Here is a 23,569-nt window from a genome sequence, read left to right on the forward strand (position 1 = left end):
TCACTCCTCAAACGAAGGACGCACCGTGACGAAGCTGATCCCCCTCTCCCTGGTGCTGGGAGCTGCCGCACTCACCCTCGCCGCGTGCTCCACGGCCACCCCGGGCCCGGGCGCCGCCGCCTCAACGCCCGCAGCCAGCCCCTCCGCCACACAGTCTCCCGCCAGCGGCTGGGAACTGGATCCTCAACGCGGCGCGGACAGGATCAAGGCCGCAGGCCTGCCGATCCTCGACATGGAAGGGGCGGCAGAGCATTTCCACGCGCACCTGGACGTGTTCGAGGACGGAAAGCGCGTCGCTGTTCCGGCGGACATCGGCTTCAGCTTTAATCCGGGCGGCCAGCCGAATGGCATCTCGGCGCTGCATACCCACGACGATTCGGGCATCATCCACATTGAGGCGCCCGTAGCCGGGGACACCTACACCCTTGGCCAGCTCCTCACCGAGTGGGGCGTCCTCGACGGCACCGGACAGCCGGGTACCGCCCACTCGGACACAACCGGCTGGTCTGTCATGGTCAACGGCAAACAGCGGACCGGCCCGATCCGGGCCCTCGCGCTCAAGGCCCACGATGAGATCGTCCTGTTCCGGGGAACAGCGCCCGCACCGTTGCCTGCAACATTTACGTTCCCCGCCGGCCTGTGAAGCTCCCGGCGTCCCACGCCGCGTAGCCGTCAGCCGGGAAGAATCGCGCGGACCTGGGTCCGGATCTCGACAAGAAGATCGGGAACACTGCTTGCGACATTGCTCGTGACTGCCAGGGTGGTGAACACGATCGCAGAGATGACGTGCGCCAGGGTTGCCGCGTCCGCCGACTCTACCCGGCCTTCCCGCTGGAGCACTGCGGAGATAGCCCTCTCAGTCTCCAGCGTGTGCCCGAGGGCGTCACGGTGGTGCGGCTCTTCGGGGTCGCCGAAGACAATCTCCCGCAGGTACGTCCGCCCGTTGTCCACCTGGGTGCGGTTGCACTCCACCACCGGACGCACGATGGCCATCACGGCATCAAGCATGTCAGCGGTATCGTCGGCGGCGGCAATGCCCTGGACGAGGGCATCGGCATACGCCGAATTCTGCACCAGCAGGAGCAGTTCGCCCTTCGTCCTGGCGTAGAGGAAAAGGGTTCCGGTCCCGATATCCGCCTTGTCGGCGATCTGCTGTGTCGTTACGTCGTCCACGCCGTACATCGAAAAGAGTTCGCGAGCAGCGAGGGTGATGCGCTCAAGTTTGTCCTGCTTGTTGCGTTCGCGCCGGCCGGGCGCCGCTGGAGCGGTGGGCATGATGCTTCCTTCGGGAATAAAGATTGACCAAGCTCAATTATGAGTATAGTCACTGTCGATTATGCTCGGCGATACCCTGATTATTCTTCCATGGAGACGTCCGGGCACCCCCGGTGGGGACAACCGCAGTGACATCCCGTAAAGGACTGCGCCTGAACGGGTGCACCGCAGGAGAGAAAGCGACAATTCATGCCATCGATCACTAATGCCGTTGTCCTCGTCACCGGAGCGAACGGGGGCCTCGGGGAGCACTTCGTGCAGGACGCCCTCGCTCGCGGAGCCTCCAAGGTCTACGCCACCGCCCGCACCCCCAGGACCTGGGAAGATGCCCGCGTCGTGCCACTGGCCCTAGACGTCACGGACCCGGCCTCCATCCGCGCCGCAGCCGACGCGGCAGCGGATGTGACAGTCCTGATCAACAATGCCGGCGCGAATCCGCCAACTGCCAGCCTGTTGGAGATCCCGGAGTCGGACCTCCGCCGAAACATGGAGACGAACTTTTTTGGCCCAGTCTTCGTCGCGCGCGCCTTTGCCCCGATACTCGCTGCGGCGCCGGACTCGGTACTGGTGAATGTGCACTCCGTGGCGAGCTGGTACGCGTTCGGCGGGGTCTACAGCGCTTCAAAGGCTGCACTTTGGTCCGCGACGAACTCTTTCCGGCTCGAGCTGGCACCGCAGGGCGTCCATGTGCTCGGCGTACATATGGGCTATGTCGACACCCCCATGGCCGCCAACGCCCACGGTCCCAAAATGACCCCCGCTGACCTTGTTCAGGCCGTATACGCGGGGGTCGAGGAAGACGCTTACGAGGTCATCGCGGACGCAACCACCGCCGGCGTGAAGGCCGCGCTCAGTTCACCCCTAGAGGCGCTGTACCCGGAGCTGAAGGCACCTCACGCGTAGCCAAGGAACTTAAGGACAACCGGCACGAACACGGAGTGGAACTGGAAGATCCCCCCGTGTCCGGAGTCCGGATAAATGATCAGCTCCGAGCCGGCTATGCGCTGGTGAAGGTCCTCGGAGAGGATTGAGGGGACCATACGGTCGTTGTCGCCGTTGGCGATCAGGGTCGGCTGCGTGATGATCGACAGATCCGATGGCCGGGAGCGGCCGTATCTCTGGATCGCCTTGAGCTGCGTGCGGAAAGCCTTGGTGGTGATCTTCTTGTCACGGTTGGCCGTGCGTTCTCCCAGACGCGCAATAAACTCTTTCGCGGCGCGTTTACCAGTGGTATTGCGGTCGAAGAAGAGGAACTCCTTTGGATCCGACCGGGAGAGCGTTGCTCGCAGGATGTCGTAGTAGGTGGTGCGGGTAACCCTGTCCATATCCTTGCCTCCGCGCGGACCCGTGCCGGTGAGGACAAGCTTGCGGACGAGTTCCGGGTGTTTGACGACCAGGTCCTGCGCGATCATGCCGCCCATGGAGAACGCGAAGATGTCGATCCTCTCGAACCCCAGGGCGGTGATAAAGGTGTAGGCGTCGTCCGCTGCTTCCTCGATGGTCTCAGGTACCCCGCCAGAGGAGCCACCCACGCCGGCCTGGTCGAAGGCGATGACGTGACGGTTTTGGGCGATCGGGTCAATGATGGCCGGGTCCCAGTTGTCCAGGGTAGCGGCCAGATGCACGAAGAACACGACTGGGATGCCGCCTTTGGGCCCCAGTTCACGGTAGGCAAAGCTGATCCCGCCGGCGGTGATGGACTGCGTGGGCACGTTGGCATAAGAAATAACGGCGGGTTCGCCGTTTGGAATTGTCATGATCATCTTTCGGTAGGACAGTCGGCCGTCGGGAAGTGGTGTGGGTCAGGGGATGCAGATGACAGTTTTGCCGCGGGTGCCGCCCTGCTCCACGCTGCGCAGCGCTTCGATGGTTGCCTCGAAGGGGAACACGCGGCCGACGACGGGTTTCAGCACCCCCGCGTCGACGAGGTCAGTGATGCGGCCGAGCTGGTCGCCGTCGGCCCGCATGAAGAGGAACTCATAGCTGACGCCGAGCTTCTTCGCCTGTTTCCGGATTTTTCGGCTGAGAGCCGTGATCGCGAGGCGCAGGACCGGGTTTAGTCCGATTTCACGGGCGAACGCGGGGTCGGGCGGGCCGGAGATGCCGATAGCCTTGCCACCTGGCCTCAGGACGCGCAATGACTTCTCGAGGTTTTCGCCCCCCAGGCTGTCCAGCACCAGATCGAAGCCACTCATCTGATCCTCGAAGTCTTCCGACCTGTAGTCGATGACCATGTCCGCTCCCAGCTCGCGCACGAGGTCCGCRTTTTTTCGGCTCGCCGTGGTCGCAACGGTCGCGCCGAGGTGCTTTGCGAGTTGGATCGCCATGGTTCCCACCCCGCCGGCGCCGGCGTGGATAAGGACCTTCTGGCCCGGCTGGACGTGCCCCTTCTCGACCAGGGCCTGCCAGGCAGTGAGAGCCACAAGCGGGAGTGAACCGGCCTCTTCAATGCTGATCGAGGAGGGCGCCAGGGCCAAGTCCCTTTCAGCTACGGCGATTCGGTGGGCGAAAGTGCCGATGCGGTCCTTGCTTGGGCGCCCGTACACCACGTCGCCCTCCCTGAATCGACGCACGGCCGCGCCGGCACGGATCACCGTTCCGGCGACGTCGTTCCCCAAAATGAGGGGCAACTTGTAGGGCAGGATCTGTTTGAACTCGCCCGCCCGAATCTTTTCGTCCAATACGTTGACGCCCGCAGCCTGGACCCTGATGAGGACATCCCGCTCGCCGAGGACGGGCTCGGGCGCGTCGACCTCCTGCAGCGGACCCTTGTATGAGGTGACGGCAAAAGCCTTCATGATCTTCCTAACGCTCCTCGAGTCAACAAGACTCCCCACGGCAAATTACCGAGTGCTATCAATAATGAGCGCGCTCAGTTATTCTGTCAATCCACGGCCCCGCAACGAGCTGCCCCACTGCAGAGAACACCGATCCGGAAGATCCACAATCACTGCATCGGGACGCCGTGTAAAACTTGCAGGATGACCGAGTTCCTACAGCTGCGGAAACCCTCCTAATGGTCGACGAACTCCCCCGGACCATCCTCGGCGTCGTTGTCCTGATCGGGGTGGCGACCACTGTCCTGCTGGCCGCGCGGGTGCATGCTCCCTGGTCACCGGCGCTGGCCGTGCTCCGCGGGATGCTGCAGCTGGCCGCCATCAGTTTCGTGTTGTCCGGCATCATCCAGTCGCCGTGGCTGATCGCGGCCGCCCTGTCCGTTATGTTCGCGGTGGCCGCCGCAACATCGGCGCGCCGGCTCGGAACCCTGCGAACACGGCTCCTGCCCGTCGCGGCCTGCATGGGGGGAGGCATCCTGGTTGCAGGCACGGTGGTTTTCGCCACCGGAGCCATTGCTTTCACGCCGCGGTACGTCCTCGCCGTCGGCGGGATTGTAATCGGAAACGCGATGACGATCGCCACCCTGTCCGGCCGCCGGTTCGTGGAACTGGTGAACGACCGCTGGGATGAAGTGGAGGGGTGGCTGGCCCTCGGCGCCCGCCCCCGGCAGGCCACCTCAGAACTCGTCCGGCGGGCCGTGTCGGCCGCGCTGGTCCCCACAGTTGACCAAACCAAGACCACCGGACTCGTCACGCTTCCCGGCGCCTTCGTCGGCGCGATCTTCGGTGGTGTGTCTCCCCTTGAGGCGGGCAGGTTCCAGATTGTTGTGCTGGCCGCGATCATCGCCGCCGGCAGCCTGGTGGCCGTCGGGCTGACCGCCTGGCTGGCTCCCGTGCGGGTCCGCCCCGAGGCCGGCTAGGGAACCCGGGCGGTGTAGCCGGAGTACTTTGCCACGCTGGCGTAACCGGCTTTGGAGCCGACGACGCGCACGCTCATAACGTCGTAGCGGTCAACCCATGCCAAGCGGTAGTACCGGCCAGTGGCGCCGCTGATCGCCGCGCCGGACCTGTACCACTGGTAGCGAAAGGCCGTCCCCGCCGTCCAGGTGCCCGGATTCGCCGTCAGTGTGTACCCATACCGGGCAGTGCCGGAGATCCACGGCCGCGAAGAGACCAGGGTGCCCACGGCGATGGCGCTGGTGGTCGGCGAGTCCTTGACGGTGGTGGTGTAGCCGGCCTTGATGGCCCCGACGCGAAGCCGCATGAGCTTGCCCTGGTCGGCGGCCACCAGTGTGTATTTGGAGGCGCTGGCGCCGCTGATGGCAACCCCGGCACGGTACCACTGGTACTTCAGGACCGCTCCGGGAGTCCAGGCGCCGGGGACCGCGGTCAGCGTGTAGCCCACTTTGCGCGTGCCGCTGATCATGGGCGTCGGCCCCGTCAGCGTACCGCGCGCCACCCGAGCCGGCTCCGAGGTGGCTGCGGCCGGTTTGTAGCCGGCGGCTGTTCCCGTGACCGTGACGCTCAGGAGTGTTCCGGCGTCGGCGGCCGCCGGAGCGTAGGACGACGCCGTTGCACCGGTTATGGGTGCACCGGCGCGCCGCCACTGGTAGGTGAGCGCGGCCCCGGACGGGGACCAGGTGCCGGCTACAGCCGTCATATGCTGTCCGACGGCGGCAAGCCCGCTCATCGTCGGTGTCCCCGAGGCAACGTACGGGACGGCTCCGGGCAGGACCGAGGCGACGGCCGCTGCCGCGTCCACCAGCCCGGTTCCGCATCCGCCCTGATCGCAGATGCCTGGCAAGGGCCGGGCCGACGCTTTGAGCTTCTCCTCGACCTGGGCCGGGGTGAGGCCGGGGTTGGCCGAAAGCATGAGAGCGGCCACGCCCGCCACGTGCGGGGAAGCCATCGAGGTGCCCTGCAGGTACGCATACTCGGCCTGGCCGGGCGTGACCGTGCCATTGTTGTAGGTCGACAGGATGCCGTTGGAGCCTGCGGAGGACATGTCTCCGCCGGGGGCGCTGACGTCCACTTCGGGTCCGAAGTTTGAGTAGCCGGCCCGGGATCCACTAGGCCCGGTGGCGCCGACGGCCACCACGTTGTTGCAGTTCGCCGGGTTCGAGTTGGAAGCCGGACCGCCGCTGTTTCCGGCCGCGGCGACCACCACCGAGCCAAGCGACGTCGCCATGTCCACCGCCCCCTGGAGGTAGCTGCTGCAGCTGCCGTCCCCGCCGAGGGACAGATTGATCACCCGGGCCGGCGTGCTGTTGACCGGGATGCCGGTCAACGTGGCTCCGGCCGCCCACGCGATGGCATCGGCGATGTCGCTGATGTAGCCGCCGCACGCGCCCAGGGCCCGTACTGGCTGGACCTTGGCGCCGTAGGCCACGCCCGCGATGCCTTCGTGGTTTCCGGCCACCGCGCCGATGATGCCAGCCACGTGGGTGCCGTGCCACGACGAGGGCTCAGTGCCGCAGGCGTCGCCGGGATCGGACGGATCGGCGTCCCTGCCGTCGCCGTCGCCAGCGGTGCTGAACGTGTTGTCGGGGTCTTCGGAGATGAAGTCGTACCCGGGGACCAGGTTCGGCGCCAGGTCCGGGTGCGCGGTGATGCCGGTATCGACCACGGCCACAGTGACTCCGGCCCCCGTGGACGTGTCCCAGGCTCCGGGAAGGTTCAGCCCGGCGGCGCCGTGCAGGTTCCATTGCTGCGGATAGCCGGGATCGTCCGGTGCCGCCGCCGTGTGTACGAAGGCATCCTTTTCAGCCAGCTCAACATTGGGCTGCGCAGCGAGGGCGGCAGCGAGTTCGTCGACCTTGTCGGCGCCTGTCCCGGCCGGAGCCGTCAGGATGTTCGCTCCGCCGGCGGTCGCCCGGAGTTCCTTGACGGGGACGCCGGCGGCCTGGGCAGCGCGGCCGTAGGCCTTGGCCCGCTCCGCCGATTTTCCCCGGACGGAGGCCTTGAACTTGATGATGATCCGGTCCGTTGGTGCGGTGGCGTGTTGACTGGCTGCTCCGGAGGGCATGTTCCGCGCGGGGGACGAGTCCGCGGCGGCCGGAAGGGCAACGGCAGAGCCGGCCAGCACCGCGGCGGCGGCGGCGCATGCGACGGTGCGAGAGAGTCGGATTTTGGGGAGAGCTGGCATGGGCGTCCTCGGTAACGCGGGGCGCGGGCTGGTGGCGGGCGCCGCAAGGCGGGCAGTTACGTGGCGGGAAACTCTATGCTCATCCCGCAGCCCGGGCTCCCGACGCACATTCTAAACCACAACTGGTTACTTCAGTAACACGAGCCCCAGAAGAAGCCGTACCGTTCTGCCCCTAGACTGCCGGCTCGCCCCGGCGCCTGAGGGCCAGCAAGGCCCAGGCGGAGAGCAGCAGCCCGCCGACGGCCAGTAGCGCTCCCCCGGCACTGATCCCGGCGTCGCCGTCTTCGGGTGCCCGCGCAGCAGGTGGAGGCGGTTGCTGGGCCGCAGCCGGGACTGACGACGGCGTCGCCGCGGCGGTCGCGGGTGGCGGCGTTGGACGGCCGCTGTCGTGGCTGGTCGTCGACCCTCCGGGACGCGGCGCGGAGGTCGTAGGGGCTGCCGATTTCGGCGGTTTGGGTGCCGTCGATGGCGCGGCAGGCGCAGTGGGCGCCGGCGGCGGCTGGACCGGGGGTGCCGGCGGTGCTGGAGGTGCGGAGGGAGCGGGCTTGGGAGTGCTGGAGGGCTTCGCCGTCGGTGGCGGCGATGGATCGCAGCGGCCCAAGGGAACCACCACCACGGGGCCACAAGTTTCGGCATGGGCAGGAGCCGGAGCGGCCAGCACTGAGAGGGCGGCCAGGATAAGGACGGCCGAGGCCACAGCGGCCCCGAGGGTACTCCTAGGCGTTCTCATCCCAGACATCCTATGTTCCGGAGGCAGGGGTTCTGGGGATTTCCGGTGGCGGTTCGGGACTGCTGCGGCAGGGGCGCTACGCCCGCGCTGCTGCGGCGAGCTGGAAGTGGATGGGCAGTGCCAGCTGGATCGGGAGGGTGCCCAGGGGTTCGTCGAGCAGCTCGTTGATCGAGGTCTGCCCTTCGAGCTCGGGTGGTGGCACCGTTTCCATATCCAAAACATTAACCGAGGCCACTCCCGCGCGGGTGCAGGACACGGAGGATACTCTCAGCCCGAGGGGCGGAACAAAGTCCTAGTTGGCGTCCGCGGAGATGGCGGGATCGGAGGTCGCCACAATGGCTTTCGCTTCGGTAGTAGACATCCGGTTGGCCAGCTCCCGGACCACTGACTGGAGTTCGTGCCGCAGCGAGTCGGGGTCAATCGAGGCAGCCGCAAGGACGGAGCGTTCCATGTCGGCGGCTTCGGCGACCGCCTCCCGGCCGCGTTCGGTGAGGGTGACAACGTGGCTGCGCCGGTCAGAGACACTGCGCTCCCGCGAGATGTGTCCGTGGAGTTCAAGGCGGCTCAGCGTCTTGCCCATGGTCTGGGCCTGGACCCGCACCAGCTGCGCCAGCTGCGCCTGGGTCATCGGTCCCTGGGCGGAGAGAACTTCCATCGCAATGACCCCGGCGTGGGTCAGTCCGATGGCGCCCAGCTTCTCGTTCCACGAGTGTTCAACAAGCCGTGCTGCCGTGGACAGTAGGCGGCCAGTAGGCCAGCGATCCATATCAGGCATACCAAAGAGTATAACGATTGTCCGATTCGGCGGTCCCACCGGCACTCACTAAGCTGGAATTCCGTGAATTCTGCCAAGGAGAAAACCATGCCTGAACGACTCATTCCCGGCGCCGACGCACCGGATTTCCGGCTGTCCGACTCGGCGGGGCGGGAGGTGGGCCTGCAGGATTTCCGCGGCCGGAACACCGTGGTCTACTTCTATCCGGCTGCCGCCACCCCGGGGTGCACCAAGCAGGCGTGCGACTTCCGCGATTCCCTGACAGCACTCCAGCGTGCCGGCTATGAGGTGGTCGGCATCTCCCCCGATCCCGTCGCCAAGCTCGCTGCTTTTGCGGCCGACGAGGGGCTGACATTCCCGTTGCTTTCGGACCCGGACCACGCAGTAGCCGAGGCATACGCCGCGTGGGGCGAGAAGAAGAACTATGGCCGCACCTACGACGGGCTGATCCGCTCCACCGTGGTGGTCGATCCGGACGGCAAGGTCGCCCTGGCACAGTACAACGTGCGCGCCACAGGCCACGTCGCCAAGTTGCTGCGCGACCTGAAGCTGGCGGCCTGACCTCCGCCGCGGCCGGCGCCTGCCACGGACTGGAGACGCGAACTGTAGAATGATGGCTGGCATCCATCGCCGGGTCCTCACGGAACGGCAACGACGGAGCCGCGCGCGAGTGGTGAAATTGGCAGACACGCAGGATTTAGGTTCCTGTGCCTTCGGGCGTGGGGGTTCAAGTCCCCCCTTGCGCACAGTAACCAGCAAAACCCCGGTCTTCGGACCGGGGTTTTGCTGGTTTAAGCCCGGATTGGCGGCGATGAAGGCGGCTGGCGGGCCAACGCCAAAAAGTTTTTCGATTCCCACCCATCCCTTTCCGCCGAGCACCCGAATACCCAGTGAGACACCAACCAAGGGTCGGTGCCCACCAGTCGGAGGAAAGCCGCAGTGGCAAAGACGTTCACTGCAGCAATGAAATCGGCACAACAAAGGAGAATCGAAATGCAGACCATCAAGCGCACGACTTTCGCCGTTGCAGGTATCGCTGCTGCAGCCATGCTCAGCCTCACTGCCTGCGGCGGTTCCAGCACGGCCCCCAGCTCCTCGGCTCCGGCCTCCACCCCGAGCGAATCCAGCATGGCGCCGTCGCCGTCCATGAGCTCCTCCGCTGCAGCCATGGATCCCGCTGCAGACCTCGTTGGCTCCGGCTGCGCCGGCTACGCCTCCAAGGTCCCCAGCGGCAAGGGCTCCGTCGCCGGTATGGCCCTTGACCCGGTCGCCGTCGCGGCCTCGAATAACCCGATCCTGACCACCCTCACGGCGGCCGTCTCGGGCAAGCTCAACCCCAAGGTCAACCTGGTCGACACCCTGAACGGCAGCGAGTTCACTGTCTTCGCCCCGACGGATGACGCGTTCAAGAAGATTGACGCCGCCACCATCAACAAGCTCAAGACGGACGACGCCCTGCTGAGCAAGATCCTGACCTACCACGTTGTCCCGGGCAAGATCAGCCCGTCCGAGATCGTCGGTACCCACAAGACGGTCGAAGGCGGCTCCGTGACGGTCACCGGCAGCAAGGATGCCCTGAAGGTTGACGGCGCCAACGTTGTCTGCGGCGGCGTCAAGACCGCCAACGCCACGGTCTACATGGTCGACTCCGTGCTGATGCCGAAGTAGGCACCGCTAAACCCTCCTGATTCGGATCCGGCGTGACTCCCCGGATCCACCTGGAGAAACGAAGGCCCGCACCTGCTGGTGCGGGCCTTCGCCTGTTTCGGGGGCCGGGCCGCCGCCCCGGTCAACTAGACTGGGGCTGTTCCGCAGCCGGCGGCCTACGACTTTCCCAGAGGTGATTCCCGAGTGCCCAGCAGTACCGCGCCCATCAGGACCGGCCACGGCCGGACATTGCGCCGCTTGGCGGCAGGTTTCAGCGCGGCCCTGCTCCTGCTCCCCCTGGCTGCCTGCACGGGAGCCCCGGGCCCCGCACCGTCGCTGTCTTCCTCTGCCAAGACGTCCGACGCCGCTCCCACCGCCACGTTCACTTTCGGGACCGCTTCGCGTCCGCTCGGCCTGGACCCGGCCCTCGTCTCCGACGTCGACTCCTACCGCATCACCCGACAGGTCCTGGAGGGCCTGGTGGGCGTTGACCAGACCAGCGGCAAGCCCACACCGCTGCTGGCCACAGAGTGGTCCGCCAGCGATGACGGCCGCTCCTACACCTTCAAGCTGCGCGAGAACGTCAAGTTCCAGGACGGCACTCCGTTCAACGCGGCCGCCGTGTGCACCAACTTCAAACGCTGGTTCAACTTCTCCCCGGCCCTCCGCAAGAAGGCGCCGGGCAGTACATTCAAGGGTGTATTCATGGCCCATGAGGACCAGGCCTCCCTGTCCATCTACAAGGACTGCGCCCCGGTGGCGGCCACCAGTGTCCGGATCGATCTCACCCAGCCGTTCACGGGCTTCATCCAGGCCCTGACCCTGCCGGCGTTTGCCATCTCCTCCCCGCGTGCCCTCGCCGCGAAGTCCGCCGACCAGCTCACCCAGACCCGCGAGGGCCAGCCCGTCTCGGCCTACGCCCTGCACCCGGTGGGCACCGGACCGTACGTTTTTGATTCGTGGGACAACAACACCGTGACCCTGAGCAGCAATAAGGGCTACTGGGGCGACCGGGGCCAGATCGCGACCATCCACTTCGTCAGCTACGACCACCCGCAGACCCGGATGCAGGCCCTGCTCGACGGCAAGATCGATGCCTACGACTCCGTCACTGTGGGCAACTTCGATCAGCTGGTCAAGCGCGGCAAGCAGATTGTCCAGCGCGACCCCTTCTCCGTGATGTACCTGGGCATGAACCAGCAGGTGCCGGTCCTGCGGAACCTCAAGGTCCGGCAGGCCATCGAGATGGCCCTGGACAAGGACACGCTGATCCGGAAATTCTTCATCGACAACACCACCTCGGCCTCGCAGTTCGTTCCGCCGAAGCTCAGCGGCTTCAACAACAACGCCCCCTCGCTGGGCTATGACCAGAACAAGGCCAAGGAACTGCTGGCCGCGGCCGGGTACAAGGGCGAGGAACTGAAGTTCTACTACCCGCTCAACGTCACCCGTCCCTACCTGCCGACGCCGGAGAAGGTCTACGCGGAGATCAGCCGCCAGCTCACCGCCGTCGGCCTCAACATCAAGCCCGTCCCGGTGGACTGGTCGGACGGCTACCTGCAGAAGGTCACCTCCCCCGGCGACCATGCGCTGCACCTGCTGGGCTGGAACGGTTCCTACTCCGATCCGGACAACTTCGTGGGCCCCCTCTTTGGCGAGAACACCGGCGAGTTCGATTACCAGGATCCCCAGGTGTTCTCCAAGATCTCCCGCGCCCGCGGCCTGCCGGACGGCAAGGAGCGCACCGAGCAGTACCAGACCATCAATGCCCAGATCGCAGCGACCGTCCCGGCGGTTCCGATCGCGTTCCCGATCTCGGCGCTGGCCTTGTCCGACCGCGTGATCAAGTACCCGGCGTCACCGGTCCTGAACGAAGTTTTCACCAAGGTCGAATTAAAACCTTGACGGAACGGTCCAATTTCAGTTAGAGGACCGTGCAGGGATATTCTGTGACAGCCAGAGCCGCTGCTATCGGAGACTGATTGTGACTTTCATTTCCAAGACCCAACACGCCGACGTCGTCCTGATCGGCGGCGGCATCATGAGCGCCACGCTGGGCGCCTTCCTCAAGCAGCTTGAGCCGAACTGGACTATTTCGCTCTTCGAACGGCTGGACCAGCCGGGCCTGGAAAGCTCCGGACCGTGGAACAACGCCGGTACCGGCCACGCCGCCCTGTGTGAGCTTAACTACTCCCCCGCGGCCAAGGACGGCTCGGTGGACCCCGCGAAGGCCCTCCACATCAACGAGCAGTTCCAGCTCTCCCGCCAGTTCTGGTCCCATTTGGTGACCAACTCCCTGATCGGCTCCCCCAAGGGCTTCATCAACACCGTCCCGCACATGAGCTTTGTGGTCGGCGACGCCAACGCCAAATTCCTGCGCACCCGCTATGAGGCGCTGAAGCCGAACCCGCTGTTCCGGTCCATGGAGTTCTCCGAAGACCACGCCCAGATCGCCAAGTGGGCGCCGCTGATCGTCAAGGGCCGCGATCCCAAGCAGCGTGTTGCCGCAACCCGCGCAGCAGAGGGAACCGACGTCGACTTCGGCGCACTGACCCGCGAGCTGACCGGATACCTGGGCAATAACGGTGTGGAGATCAACTACGGCCACGATGTCACCGGCATCGAGCGCGCCTCCGACGGCGGCTGGAACCTGGCCCTCAAGCACCCCCGCTCCGGCGAGCACGGCTCCATCCACGCCAAGTTCGTTTTTGTCGGCGCGGGCGGCGGCGCCCTGCACCTGCTCCAGGCATCGGGCATCCCGGAAAGCAAGGGCTTCGGCGGCTTCCCAGTCTCCGGCCAGTTCTTCCGTTGCACGGATGAAACCCTCGCAGCCCAGCACAGCGCCAAAGTCTACGGCCAGGCCTCGGTTGGCGCCCCGCCCATGTCCGTGCCCCACCTGGACACCCGGTACGTCAACGGCAAGCGCTCTTTGCTCTTCGGCCCGTACGCCGGCTTCTCCACGAACTTCCTCAAGAACGGCTCCTACCTGGACCTTCCGCTGTCCATCCGCCCTTCCAACATCATCCCGATGCTGGCCGTGGCGAAGGACAACATGGACCTCACGGCCTACCTGGTAAAGGAAGTAGCCAAGCGGCACGGAGCCAAGGTCGAGGCGCTGCGGGAGTACTACCCCGAAGCCAAGGACGGCGACTGGGAACTCATCACCGCAGGCCAGCGGGTCCAGATCATCAAGAAGGACCCCAAGAAGGGCGGCGTGCTGCAGTTCGGCACCGAGGTCATTGCCGGCCGCGACGGCACCATCGGCGCGCTGCTGGGCGCCTCCCCCGGAGCCTCCACCGCCGTGCCGATCATGATTGAACTGCTGCAGAAGTCGTTCCCCAAGAGCTTCAAGGGCTGGCAGGCCAAGCTCAAGGAAATGATGCCGGGCTACGGCGTCAAGCTCAATGACAACCCGGAACTGGCCGCCCGCCTCGAGGCCGACACGGCCGCTGCACTCGAGCTGGAACCGGTGTCCGCAACCCGCGGCTGAAACCAATCCGGGGGGCGGCACGTTCCATCCCTGTGACGTCACGCCGTTGACGCACGTCCGTCGACCCACCAGGAGACCATGAGATGTTCCGGCTGGCCAGGCTTTCGCTAGCAAACCGGGCGCTGATCGCGCTGATCACCGTCTTCGCGTCGGTCTTCGGCGTGATCACGATGTCCTCGCTCAAACAGGAACTCATTCCGTCCATCGAGTTCCCGCAGATCACGGTCATCACCTCCATGCCTGGCGCCTCCCCCGAGGTGGTGGACAAACAGATCAGCGGGCCGCTGGAGACGGCATTGAACGGCGTCGAGGGTCTGGAGTCGACGTCGTCGACCTCCCGGAACGGGGTCTCCCAGATCACGCTGGCATTCACCTACGGCTCCAACCTGGACCGTGCGCGGAACCAGATCGACCGGGCCATCTCCAACGCCAAGCAGTCGCTGCCCAAGGATGTCCAGCCGCAGGCCATCGCCGGCAGCATCAGCGACTTCCCGATCGTCTACCTCGCGGTGTCCTCGGACAAGCCGCTGGGCGAACTCAACGCGGACCTGGCCCGCCTCAGCGTGCCGCGGCTGCAGAAGCTCGACGGCGTACGCGGCGCCGAGGTGACCGGCGGGGCCACCCAGCACATCCAGATCCTGCCGCGGCAAAAGGACATGGCCGTTGCCGGCACCAGCATCCGGACCATTTCTGATGCCCTGAAGAACAACGGGTCCCTGGTGCCGGCTGGCAGCATCGAGGACAAGGGCAAGACGCTCTCGCTGCAGATCGGCAGCCCGGTGGACTCGGTCAGCGCCATCAAGGCCCTGCCGCTGGGAGGCGCCCGCAACGCCGCGACGATCGGCAGCGTGGCGGACGTCAGCATCGCCGAGGACGCCCGGACCTCGATCACCCGGACCAACGGCAAGGAAACCCTGGCCGTCTCGGTCACCAAAAAACCCGAGGGCGATACCGTCGGTATCTCCCACGCCGTCAAGGACGCCATCCCGGAACTCGAGGCCGAGCTCGGCTCCAACGCCAAGTTCACACCGGTATTCGACCAGGCCCCGTTCATCGAAAAGTCCATTAAGGACCTCACCACCGAGGGGCTCCTCGGCCTCGGCTTTGCCGTCGCCGTCATCCTGGTCTTCCTGCTCTCCATCCGCTCGACCCTGGTCACGGCCGTGTCCATCCCGCTGTCCCTGCTGATCACCTTCATCGGGCTCTCGGCGACGGGCTACTCGCTGAACATCCTGACCCTCGGCGCACTGACCATCGCGATCGGCCGCGTCGTGGACGACTCGATTGTGGTGATCGAGAACATCAAGCGGCACCTGAGCTACGGCGAGCAGAAGATCACCGCCATCCTGACCTCTATCCGCGAAGTCGCCGGCGCCATCACGGCCTCCACCCTCACCACGGTGGCGGTCTTCCTGCCGATCGCGTTCGTCGCCGGTCTGGCCGGAGAGCTATTCCGGCCCTTCGCCCTGACCGTGACTATCGCGCTGATTTCCTCGCTCCTGGTGTCCCTGACCATCGTCCCCGTACTGGCGTACTGGTTCCTGCGGACCCCGGCGGACAAGGTTGAGGCCACCGCGGCCTCCGCCAGGGAAGCGGCCGCGAAGGCACACGAGGCGGAGCAGCGCAGCTTCCTGCAGCGCGGCTACCTGCCGATCCTCACCAAGACCCAGCGGCACCCCGTGATCACCCTGGTGGCCGCAGTCTTGGTCCTTGGCGGTACCGCCGCTATGTCGCCGCTGCTCGCGACCGACCTGCTGGGCCGCTCCGGCGAGAACAGTATGACTGTGAAGCAGGCCCTTCCGGCCGGCACCAGCCTGTCCGAGGGCAGCCCGGCCGCCGTCAAGGTCGAGAAGGCACTGCGCGGCATCGACGGGATCAAGGACGTCCAGGTCACCACCGGTAACGCGCAGACCGGCTTCTCCGCCCTGCAGTCCACCGGCGCGGCGAACTCCACCTTCACGGTGGTGACCGAGGAGAAAGCCAACCAGGGCACGCTGCAGGACACCGTCCGCACCGAGCTCGCCAAGATCTCCGGCGCCGGAAAGATCACCGTAGGCTCGCAACAGGGCGGCTTCGGGACCACCTCGACGGTGGACATCACCCTGAAGGCTGCCAGCTCCAGCGATTTGAAAACGGCCAGCGATGCCATGGTCAAGGCCATGGACGGCGTCCCGGGCTCCTCCGAGGTCAGCACCAACCTGGCCGCGAACCAGCCGGTCGTACAGGTCAAGGTGGACCGCGCCAAGGCCGTTGCGGCCGGCCTCAACGAAGAGCAGGTCGGAGGCATCCTGGCGTCCACCGTCAGCCCGATCCCGGCCGGCACTGTCCGCATCGGCACCAACGACTTCCCGGTCCGGATCGGCGAGGGCACCAGGTTCACCAGCATCGCCGCCGTCCGCGACCTCCCGCTGCCGACGGCGCGGGGTCCGGTTCCGCTGTCCTCGATCGCCTCGGTGGCCCAGGTTGATGTTCCGGTTTCCATCACGGCCAGCAACGGCCAGCGCACCGCGCGGGTTTCGGTCACGCCGTCGGGCGCCAACCTTGGTGCCGTGAGCACCGAGGTGCAGGCCCGGCTGAAGTCGGTCCAGCTCCCGCCGGGCGTTACGGCGGAAATCGGCGGCGCCACCACGCAGCAGGCCGACTCCTTCGCCCAGTTGGGTCTGGCGCTGCTCGCCGCCATCGCGATCGTCTACGTCATCATGGTGGCCGCGTTCAAGTCGCTCGTGCAGCCGCTGATCCTGCTGGTGTCGATTCCCTTCGCGGCCACCGGCGCCATTGCCCTGCTGGTCCTGACCGGCGTCCCGCTGGGCCTGCCGTCACTGATCGGCATGCTTATGCTGGTGGGCATTGTGGTGACCAACGCGATCGTGCTCATTGACCTGATCAACCAGTACCGCCAGCCCCGCAACGGCGAACCTGGGATGAGCGTCGCCGAGGCAATCACCCACGGCGCACGGCAGCGCCTCCGCCCGATCCTGATGACCGCGCTGGCCACCGTTTTCGCGCTGACACCCATGGCGCTGGGCCTGACCGGAGGCGGCGGGTTCATCTCGCAGCCCCTGGCCATTGTGGTGATTGGCGGCCTCATCTCCTCGACCGCGCTGACGCTGATCCTGGTGCCCGTGCTCTACCGGGTGGTGGAGGGCCGTCGGGAACGGAAAGCACTCCAGCGGGCCGGCGGCAGCGAAGCCTCCCACGGGCGGCTGGCCCAGCCTGCTGCGGCCAGCGCACCGGCGTACCGTGACTCCGGGGCGGATGAGCCGGACGAGGCCCCAGCCCTCCGTAACTGACGTCCGCGACCGCGTCGCCCTGCCGCGCTGCTACGGCTAGTGGGGAGCGACGGCGGTGGCCTCGGCGGCGCGGGCCGGGGCCGGGTCAGAGAAGGCCAGTTTGGGGACGAGGACCAGCGCCGCTGCCGCTGCCAGGCCGGTGATCCCGCAGATGCTCCACACAGTGAGGTAGCCGGCCAGGGGGGCCGCCGTCGATCCCGCGGTGGCGGCAGCACCGCCGTCGCCCAGGACATGGCTGAGCAGCGCGATGCCGAACACGGCCGAGGCGAAGGCGCCGCCGATCGTCTTGGTGGTGTTGGTCAGGCCGGTCGCCATGGCGGTGCGGTCAAGGGGTGCCGCGGCAGCAGCTGCCGAGGGCAGGGCTGCCACCAGCGCGCCGGAGCCCAGGCCGGCCACCGCCATGTTCACCAGGGCCTCCGCCAGGCTGGCGTGGAACGGCAGGAAGAGGAGATAGCCCAGTCCGACGCAGACCGCCGCGCCCACCAGTGTCCACCGCGGGGTGAGTCTTCGCGTGACCACCGGATAGAGCAGGGCTCCCACCAGCAGGGCAAGGACGTAGACGCCGATAATGATGGAGACATGCCCCGCGCGCAGGCCCAGCCCGTAACCGTGCAGAGCCGGATCCGTCCGGGCAAAGGTGGACAGCGGGGCCTGGGCGCCCAGCACCGAGACGCCGAACAGCCCTGCCGTCAGCTGCACCGGCCACATGGATGGCGCGCGCAGCATCCGGATGTCGACCAATGGATCCTTCCGGCCCAGCTCCACCCGGGTGAAGGGGATAAAGACCAGCAGCCCGGCCGCTGCCAGTGCCCACGGCCACCAGGCGCCGGGACCGTTGAGCCGCATAAAGGTCAGCCCGGAGGTGATCAGGAGCAGCCCGACGGCGAGCAGTGCAAAGCCGCGGGTGTCCACCCGGCCACCGCTCCGTTCGGTGGACTCCGGCACCCCGAAGCGGACCACGAACCAGCACGCGGTGACGGCCACGGCCGGAAGCATCAGGACCAGCTGCAGCGCTCCGGCGAAGACTTCCACCAGGGCACCGGCGGCGAGGGCGCCGGCGATGACGCCGAACTCGAGCGCCCCTACCAGGGCGCCGGCGGCGCGGCGGGTGCGGGCAGCGCCGTCGGGCAGTGCGTGCACCCGGCTAAAGACCAGGGCGATTTCCAGCGGGAGCCAGACCACGTAGAAACCCTGCAGCGACCACGCCGCGAGGAACGTCCAGAAATCCGGTGCCAGCGCCACACCCCACGACGCGGCTGCGGTGAGGGCCGTGGAGACGAGGAGGATCCGGCGGTGGCCGTACATGTCGCCAAGCTTTGCGAGCACCGGCACCGCCAGGGCGCTCACGGTCAGCTGGGCCGCCTCAAACCAGTTCACGTCGGCATCGTGGATCCCCAGGTGCCGGGCGATGTCCGTGAGGATGGGTGTGTAGTACCCCTGGAGGATTCCGCTGGTGAGTTCCACCAGGCACAGAAAAGCGATAACGCGGCGCATGTCGACCTTCCGGGCGGGCTGGGCTCCGGGCGGCCAGCCGACTGATTGCATCCTAGGTCCGGCCGCCGCCGGGCCAGTGCAGGAACCGTGGAATATCCCGGCGTGGCGCACGTTATAGAGGGTGATAGATGCAAATGCATATAAATCGGTTATAGTAGTAGCAACCGGAAGTCTCCGGCCCCGGAAAGGAAAACCATGCAGATCGGCGTATTCAGCGTCAGCGACATCACCACGGACCCCACCACGGGCCGTACCCCCACGGAGCACGAGCGCATCAAGGCCTCCGTGGCGATCGCCAAGAAGGTCGAAGAAATCGGCATGGACGTCTACGCCATCGGCGAGCACCACAACCGGCCGTTCTTCTCCTCCTCCCCCACCACAACGCTCGCGTACATCGCGGCGCAGACCGAGCGGATCATCCTCTCCACGGCCACGACGCTGATCACCACCAACGATCCCGTGAAGATCGCCGAGGACTTCGCGATGCTCCAGCACCTGGCCGACGGCCGCGTTGACCTGGTCCTGGGCCGCGGAAATACCGCACCGGTGTACCCCTGGTTCGGCAAGAACATCCAGGACGGGATTGAGCTCGCGATCGAGAACTACAGCCTGCTGCGGCGGCTGTGGGACGAGGACACGGTGAACTGGTCCGGCAAGCACCGCACGCCGCTGCAGAACTTCACCTCCACCCCCCGCCCGCTCGACGGCGTGGCCCCCTTCGTCTGGCACGGCTCGATCCGCACGCCACAGATCGCCGAAGTGGCCGCCTACTACGGCGACGGCTTCTTCGCGAACAACATCTTCTGGCCCAAGGAGCACTACCAGCAGCTGATCGGCCTGTACCGCGAACGCTACGAGCACTACGGCCACGGCAAGGCGGACCAGGCCATTGTGGGCCTCGGCGGCCAGTTCTTTATGCGGAAGAACTCTCAGGACGCCGTCAAGGAGTTCCGCCCGTACTTCGACAACGCCCCCGTCTACGGCCACGGCCCGTCGCTGGAGGACTTCACCTCCCAGACCCCGCTGACCGTCGGCAGCCCGCAGGAAGTCATCGAGAAGACCCTCACCTTCCGCGAGTACTTTGGCGACTACCAGCGCCAGCTGTTCCTGATCGACCACGCAGGGCTGCCGTTGAAGACCGTCCTGGAGCAGCTGGACCTGTTCGGCGAGGAAGTTCTGCCGGTGCTGCGCAAGGAGTACGCCGAGAAGACCCCGGCGCACGTTCCGGAACCGCCGACGCACGCCGGCCGGGTGGCCGCGTCGCTGGCAGCCCGTGAAGCCGCCCCGCAGGAGGCCTGATGTCCGCCAGGATTGAATCGCCGGTGCGGCTGGCAGCGCAGACCTGGGAGTCGCTGTTCCGGGCGCAGGTTGCCGTGATGCGCCGGCTGCAAACCGGACCGGCGTTCAAGTCCCTGGCCGTGAACGAGTACGACGTCCTGTTCACGCTCTCCGGCTGCCCGTCCGGCTGGCTGCGCCAGAACGAGCTCAACGACCACGTGCTGCTGAGCCAGTCCAGCCTCAGCCGGTTGGTGGAGCGGCTGGAGAAGCGGGGCTTCGTGGAGCGCAAACCCGCCCCCGACGACGGCCGCGGCGTGCTGGTCCGGCTGACCGACGCGGGGCGGGAACTGCAAAAGGAAATTGGCCGCGAACACGTCCGCGACATCGCCTCGCTGGTGGCACCCGCCCTGACCGCCGAGGAACAACGCGAGCTGCTCCGGCTGACGGACAAGCTCAGGGCTTCGGTCCAGGCGCGCTGACCGCGCCGGCACCGGCGGCGGGACTAGCGCAGAGCGACCAGTTCCGCGGGGTCCTCGGCCGGCAGCTCGCCGGTGACGGTGGCGGTAACCTTGAGCTCCCTGAGCGAGAGGCTGCCGCCCACCGTCGACAGGAACGCCGTATCCGAAGAATCCCGGCCGGCGGTAATCCTGAGCATACTTTCCCGCGGTGCCAGTCCTGTCGGGTCGATGACGTGCCAGGCCCCGTTGATGTGGGCCTCCGCCACCGCATGGAAGTCCATGGGGGTCAGTCCCGGAGCGTACACGGCTGCCAGCCGCGCGGGCACGTTCTTGGACCGCAGCAGCGAGATGGCCAGGTGGGCGAAGTCCCGGCACACCCCGCGGCGGTGCAGGAGTGTTTCGACGGCGCCGTCGGTCCCGCGCGAGGACCCGCTGACGTACCGGAGTTCGCTAAAGACCCAGTCCCGCACGGCATACAGCAGTTCGGGACCGTCGAGCCCGCCGAATTCGGCGTAGGCGGTCGGAAGCAGCCGGTCCGACTCCGCATACCGGCTCGGCCGGACGTAGCGGATCAGCTCCATGAGGGAGGGCTCCTCCGGGGCGGCGAACCCCGTGACGGTGGCACCGTATTCGACCAGGACTTCAGTGGGTTCGGCAAACTCCATGTAGTGGAAGCGCCCGCCGTGGTGGTCCGAGAGTTCGGTCAGCGCCACGTCCTCCCCGCCGGCGGTCACGGACAGCGACTCCTCGAACCCGCTGTAGCCGGGGTTGAGAGCCGCGGCCACCGCCATCGCAACCTTGGTATTAGCCACGGTTTTGAATGCCAGGCGTGCGGACACAATGCGTTCCATGAATCTCCGGAGGGTGCTAGTTATTGATCTTCAGCGACAGTAGCATCCGCTGGACGTTGGCGAATTCCGAGCCGTCGTTCACGTATTTGTCGGCCTGCGCCAGGGTGTCAAAGGATTTGGCGGGTGCCACCTTCTGGTCCGGGGCGAACGCCTTGAGCTCGGCCAGGTCGCCGAAGGCGTAGTCCCCCTTGCCGCCGGGGCCGCGCACGATGTTCCGCAGGGAGCAGGACTTTCCGGCCGCACCGCCGACCACGTTCGTGATGCCGTAGGAGCCGAAGTACTTGTAGCCCTGGATGACCCGGAACACCACGTGCGGGTCGATGGTTCCTTCCCCGGCATGGTGTGGCAGCTCCACGGGAACACTGCTGACCACCACGTACGGCTTGGCGGCCCCGGACTTGCAAGCGGCCGGTGCCTGCGGCGGAAGTCCGGTCTGCAGGGTGGCCAGGTACCGGCCCTCCGCATCCTTGACCTCGATCCTGAGGGCGCCAGGGAGGGTGCCCTGCGCCGGTGTGACCGACTGTGCTATCCACTCCTGCGGGAGGTCGAAGCTGACAGTCTTGCCGGGGTCGTAGAAGGTCTTCCATACCGCGGCGGTCGCTCCGGCGGTGGCTCCGGCAGAAGAGCTCGCGCCGGCAGTCGCCGTCCCCGGCGCCGTCCCGCCGGCCGATCCGGCTGCGGCAGGCGTCGAAGCGCCGCCGGAAGACTCCGCCGTCGTACTCCCGCCGGGGGTGCCCGCCGTCCAGGTGGGCGCACCCTTGCTTTCGCTGCTGCAGCCGGCGAGCGCTGCCGCAGCGAGCGCCAGCGCAACAGTGATCCGGAGTCCGCGGGAGGGTGCCGTGCCAGTCATGCTGCCAGCGTAGCCGGGCCCATTAGGCATCAAAGCTTCCGGAGCAGCGTTTCGTAAAAGCTGACGCCACGGCCCAGCGTTTCGAGCGAGATCTTTTCGTCAACGGCGTGAATGGACCCGCGGTCCGCCGCATCCATGGCGAAGGGGGCGAAGCGGTACACGGCATCGCAGATCGCGGTGAACCTGCGTGAATCCGTTCCCCCCATCATGATGTACGGGGTGATGATCGCCTCCGGGAAGGTCGCAGCGATGCAGCCTTCCAGCAGCTCCCATTGCGGGCCGGTGGAAGCGGACACCGGGGTGGGTTCGTTGCCCTCCACGACGCGCAGCTCGACTTTCGGATCGCGGATGACCTTGCGCAGCCGCTCCACGGTGCCGGCTACGGTATCCCCCACCGCGACGCGGATGTTTGCGTTGGCCCGTGCCGTGGCCGCGAGCACGTTGGCGCCAGGGCTGCCCTCGAGGGTGGTGACGGCCACTGTGGTGCGGGTCATGGCGTTGGTTTCGTTGCCGAGCCGGCCGAACAGCCAGGTCATCGGGACCCTGAGCAGGGACAGTTTGGCGAAGGCGATCCGCAGCGGGACGGGTGCATGGGGGCCGAAGCGCCGGAGCATCTCGACGGTCACGTCCGGGAGCCGCTGCGGGAACGGGCTGCGCTCCAGCCGGGTGATGGCCCTGGCCAGCCGGGCCGTCGCTCCCATCCGCGGCGGCGTCGAGGCGTGGCCGCCGGGGTCACGAGTGAGGAGTTCGACGTCGAGGATCCCCTTTTCGGCAACGCCCACCACGGCGGCCGGCCTGCTGACGCCGGGAAAGGCGCCACCGGCCACGGCGCCGCCTTCGTCGAGCACCAGCCGGGGCCGGATCCCGCGCTCCTCGAGGAGGGCCGCCGCCGCCACGGCACTGTCGCCGGCGGTCTCCTCGTTGTTCCCGAAGGAAAAGTAGACGTCCTGTGCCGGGGCGAAGCCATCGAGGAGCAGGGCCTCTGCGGCTTCCAGGATGGCAACCAGCTGGCCCTTGTCGTCGAGGGTACCGCGGCCCCACAGATGGGTACCGTCGTTGTGGCCGGCGAAGGGCGGGTGGGTCCACGCCTGCTCGTCCCCTGCGGGGACCACGTCGTAGTGGGCCATCAGTACCGCCGGGCCGTTTCCGTTGTCAGTGCTGTCCGTTCCGCGGGTCCCCGGCCAGCGGAAGAGCAGGGCATGGCCGTTGACGCGTTCCACCTCCAGCGCTGCGTGGACTGCGGGGTACAGAACCGGGAGTGCGGCCAGGAAGGCCTCGAACTGGTCGGCGTCCACCTCGGCGGAAACCCGGGAGGAGACGGTACGGTACCTGACCAGTTCAGCCAGGGATGCGGCGGCGCGGCGGGCGCGGTCCGCGGGGACAGCGGCGCGGGCGGCGGCCCCGGCGGCGGCGGTGTTGTGCATGCGCGAAAGTCTACGGGCCGGCAGC

Annotated in this window: 20 protein-coding genes and 1 tRNA gene; 11 read left to right on the forward strand and 10 right to left on the reverse strand. The window is 66.9% G+C overall.

Going from position 1 to position 23,569, the window contains the following annotated elements; all coding sequences use genetic code 11:
- The first annotated feature begins 25 nt into the window (after positions 1 to 25).
- A complete protein-coding gene (locus tag AC1DHY_RS00160; RefSeq protein WP_476877958.1) occupies positions 26 to 643 on the forward strand; it encodes a hypothetical protein in 618 nt (205 codons plus the stop codon).
- Positions 644 to 672: 29 nt separating this feature from the next.
- Here the strand turns inward: AC1DHY_RS00160 and AC1DHY_RS00165 are convergent, their stop codons facing one another.
- Positions 673 to 1,275 (reverse strand): TetR/AcrR family transcriptional regulator, encoded by a 603-nt coding sequence (locus tag AC1DHY_RS00165; RefSeq protein ID WP_476877957.1) that lies wholly within the window; start codon positions 1,273 to 1,275, stop codon positions 673 to 675.
- Positions 1,276 to 1,464: 189 nt separating this feature from the next.
- Here AC1DHY_RS00165 and AC1DHY_RS00170 point away from each other — a divergent pair, with 189 nt between their 5' ends.
- Entirely contained in the window at positions 1,465 to 2,178 is a 714-nt protein-coding gene (locus AC1DHY_RS00170; RefSeq protein WP_476877956.1) for an SDR family oxidoreductase, read from the forward strand.
- Here AC1DHY_RS00170 and AC1DHY_RS00175 read toward each other — a convergent pair.
- Positions 2,169 to 3,032, reverse strand: coding sequence for an alpha/beta fold hydrolase (locus AC1DHY_RS00175; RefSeq protein ID WP_476877955.1), 864 nt, complete (start codon positions 3,030 to 3,032; stop codon positions 2,169 to 2,171). The two genes, AC1DHY_RS00170 and AC1DHY_RS00175, sit on opposite strands and share 10 nt — an antisense overlap.
- 45 nt (positions 3,033 to 3,077) lie before the next feature.
- Positions 3,078 to 4,073 carry an NADP-dependent oxidoreductase gene (locus tag AC1DHY_RS00180; RefSeq protein ID WP_476877954.1) on the reverse strand — a complete coding sequence of 332 codons (996 nt, stop codon included), beginning with the start codon at positions 4,071 to 4,073 and terminating at the stop codon, positions 3,078 to 3,080.
- A gap of 218 nt (positions 4,074 to 4,291) precedes the next feature.
- Between AC1DHY_RS00180 and AC1DHY_RS00185 the strand changes: the two genes are divergently transcribed.
- The gene (locus tag AC1DHY_RS00185) at positions 4,292 to 5,032 is read left to right on the forward strand and encodes an ABC transporter permease (RefSeq protein WP_476877953.1); all 741 of its coding nucleotides are present in this window, start codon (positions 4,292 to 4,294) and stop codon (positions 5,030 to 5,032) included.
- Here AC1DHY_RS00185 and AC1DHY_RS00190 read toward each other — a convergent pair.
- The 3 genes from AC1DHY_RS00190 to AC1DHY_RS00200 all read right to left on the reverse strand — a co-directional run bounded on the left by AC1DHY_RS00190 (position 5,029) and on the right by AC1DHY_RS00200 (position 8,753).
- Positions 5,029 to 7,257 (reverse strand): S8 family serine peptidase, encoded by a 2,229-nt coding sequence (locus AC1DHY_RS00190; RefSeq protein ID WP_476902992.1) that lies wholly within the window; start codon positions 7,255 to 7,257, stop codon positions 5,029 to 5,031. The two genes, AC1DHY_RS00185 and AC1DHY_RS00190, sit on opposite strands and share 4 nt — an antisense overlap.
- Positions 7,258 to 8,063: 806 nt before the next feature.
- Positions 8,064 to 8,189, reverse strand: coding sequence for a hypothetical protein (locus tag AC1DHY_RS00195; RefSeq protein WP_476877951.1), 126 nt, complete (start codon positions 8,187 to 8,189; stop codon positions 8,064 to 8,066).
- Between the two features lie 90 nt (positions 8,190 to 8,279).
- Positions 8,280 to 8,753 carry a MarR family winged helix-turn-helix transcriptional regulator gene (locus tag AC1DHY_RS00200; RefSeq protein ID WP_476877975.1) on the reverse strand — a complete coding sequence of 158 codons (474 nt, stop codon included), beginning with the start codon at positions 8,751 to 8,753 and terminating at the stop codon, positions 8,280 to 8,282.
- 96 nt (positions 8,754 to 8,849) lie between these two features.
- On the opposite strand from AC1DHY_RS00200, the gene bcp reads away from it, so the two are divergent.
- The 6 genes from bcp (at position 8,850) to AC1DHY_RS00230 (ending at position 17,189) form a co-directional block, all read left to right on the forward strand.
- The gene (bcp, locus tag AC1DHY_RS00205; RefSeq protein WP_476877950.1) at positions 8,850 to 9,323 is read left to right on the forward strand and encodes a thioredoxin-dependent thiol peroxidase; all 474 of its coding nucleotides are present in this window, start codon (positions 8,850 to 8,852) and stop codon (positions 9,321 to 9,323) included.
- A 103-nt stretch (positions 9,324 to 9,426) separates the two neighbouring features.
- Positions 9,427 to 9,508, forward strand: a tRNA-Leu gene (locus AC1DHY_RS00210).
- Between the two features lie 247 nt (positions 9,509 to 9,755).
- On the forward strand, positions 9,756 to 10,430 hold the full coding sequence (locus tag AC1DHY_RS00215; RefSeq protein ID WP_476877949.1) for a fasciclin domain-containing protein: 675 nt from the start codon (positions 9,756 to 9,758) through the stop codon (positions 10,428 to 10,430).
- Positions 10,431 to 10,658: 228 nt separating this feature from the next.
- On the forward strand, positions 10,659 to 12,314 hold the full coding sequence (locus tag AC1DHY_RS00220; protein WP_476877974.1) for an ABC transporter substrate-binding protein: 1,656 nt from the start codon (positions 10,659 to 10,661) through the stop codon (positions 12,312 to 12,314).
- A gap of 79 nt (positions 12,315 to 12,393) precedes the next feature.
- Positions 12,394 to 13,899, forward strand: coding sequence for a malate:quinone oxidoreductase (locus AC1DHY_RS00225; RefSeq protein WP_476877948.1), 1,506 nt, complete (start codon positions 12,394 to 12,396; stop codon positions 13,897 to 13,899).
- An 83-nt stretch (positions 13,900 to 13,982) separates the two neighbouring features.
- Complete coding sequence (locus AC1DHY_RS00230; RefSeq protein ID WP_476902993.1) at positions 13,983 to 17,189, forward strand: efflux RND transporter permease subunit; 3,207 nt, start codon at positions 13,983 to 13,985, stop codon at positions 17,187 to 17,189.
- 36 nt (positions 17,190 to 17,225) lie between these two features.
- Here AC1DHY_RS00230 and AC1DHY_RS00235 read toward each other — a convergent pair whose 3' ends face one another.
- The gene (locus tag AC1DHY_RS00235; RefSeq protein ID WP_476902994.1) at positions 17,226 to 18,683 is read right to left on the reverse strand and encodes an MFS transporter; all 1,458 of its coding nucleotides are present in this window, start codon (positions 18,681 to 18,683) and stop codon (positions 17,226 to 17,228) included.
- Positions 18,684 to 18,878: 195 nt separating this feature from the next.
- Between AC1DHY_RS00235 and AC1DHY_RS00240 the strand changes: the two genes are divergently transcribed.
- The gene (locus AC1DHY_RS00240; protein WP_476902995.1) at positions 18,879 to 19,982 is read left to right on the forward strand and encodes an LLM class flavin-dependent oxidoreductase; all 1,104 of its coding nucleotides are present in this window, start codon (positions 18,879 to 18,881) and stop codon (positions 19,980 to 19,982) included.
- Positions 19,982 to 20,440 (forward strand): MarR family winged helix-turn-helix transcriptional regulator, encoded by a 459-nt coding sequence (locus AC1DHY_RS00245; RefSeq protein WP_476878029.1) that lies wholly within the window; start codon positions 19,982 to 19,984, stop codon positions 20,438 to 20,440. The genes AC1DHY_RS00240 and AC1DHY_RS00245 overlap by 1 nt, the downstream gene beginning before the upstream one ends.
- Before the next feature lie 23 nt (positions 20,441 to 20,463).
- Here the strand turns inward: AC1DHY_RS00245 and AC1DHY_RS00250 are convergent, their stop codons facing one another.
- Genes AC1DHY_RS00250 through AC1DHY_RS00260 form a run of 3 tightly spaced genes read right to left on the reverse strand, consistent with a single transcriptional unit; the run spans position 20,464 to position 23,544 of the window.
- Positions 20,464 to 21,270, reverse strand: coding sequence for a transglutaminase-like domain-containing protein (locus tag AC1DHY_RS00250; RefSeq protein ID WP_476878028.1), 807 nt, complete (start codon positions 21,268 to 21,270; stop codon positions 20,464 to 20,466).
- A gap of 16 nt (positions 21,271 to 21,286) precedes the next feature.
- A complete protein-coding gene (locus AC1DHY_RS00255) occupies positions 21,287 to 22,120 on the reverse strand; it encodes a hypothetical protein (protein WP_476902996.1) in 834 nt (277 codons plus the stop codon).
- Positions 22,121 to 22,149: 29 nt separating this feature from the next.
- Positions 22,150 to 23,544 (reverse strand): M20/M25/M40 family metallo-hydrolase, encoded by a 1,395-nt coding sequence (locus tag AC1DHY_RS00260; protein ID WP_476878026.1) that lies wholly within the window; start codon positions 23,542 to 23,544, stop codon positions 22,150 to 22,152.
- Positions 23,545 to 23,569: the final 25 nt, after the last annotated feature.

The sequence above is a fragment of the Arthrobacter sp. 05L44 genome, from assembly GCF_056397605.1.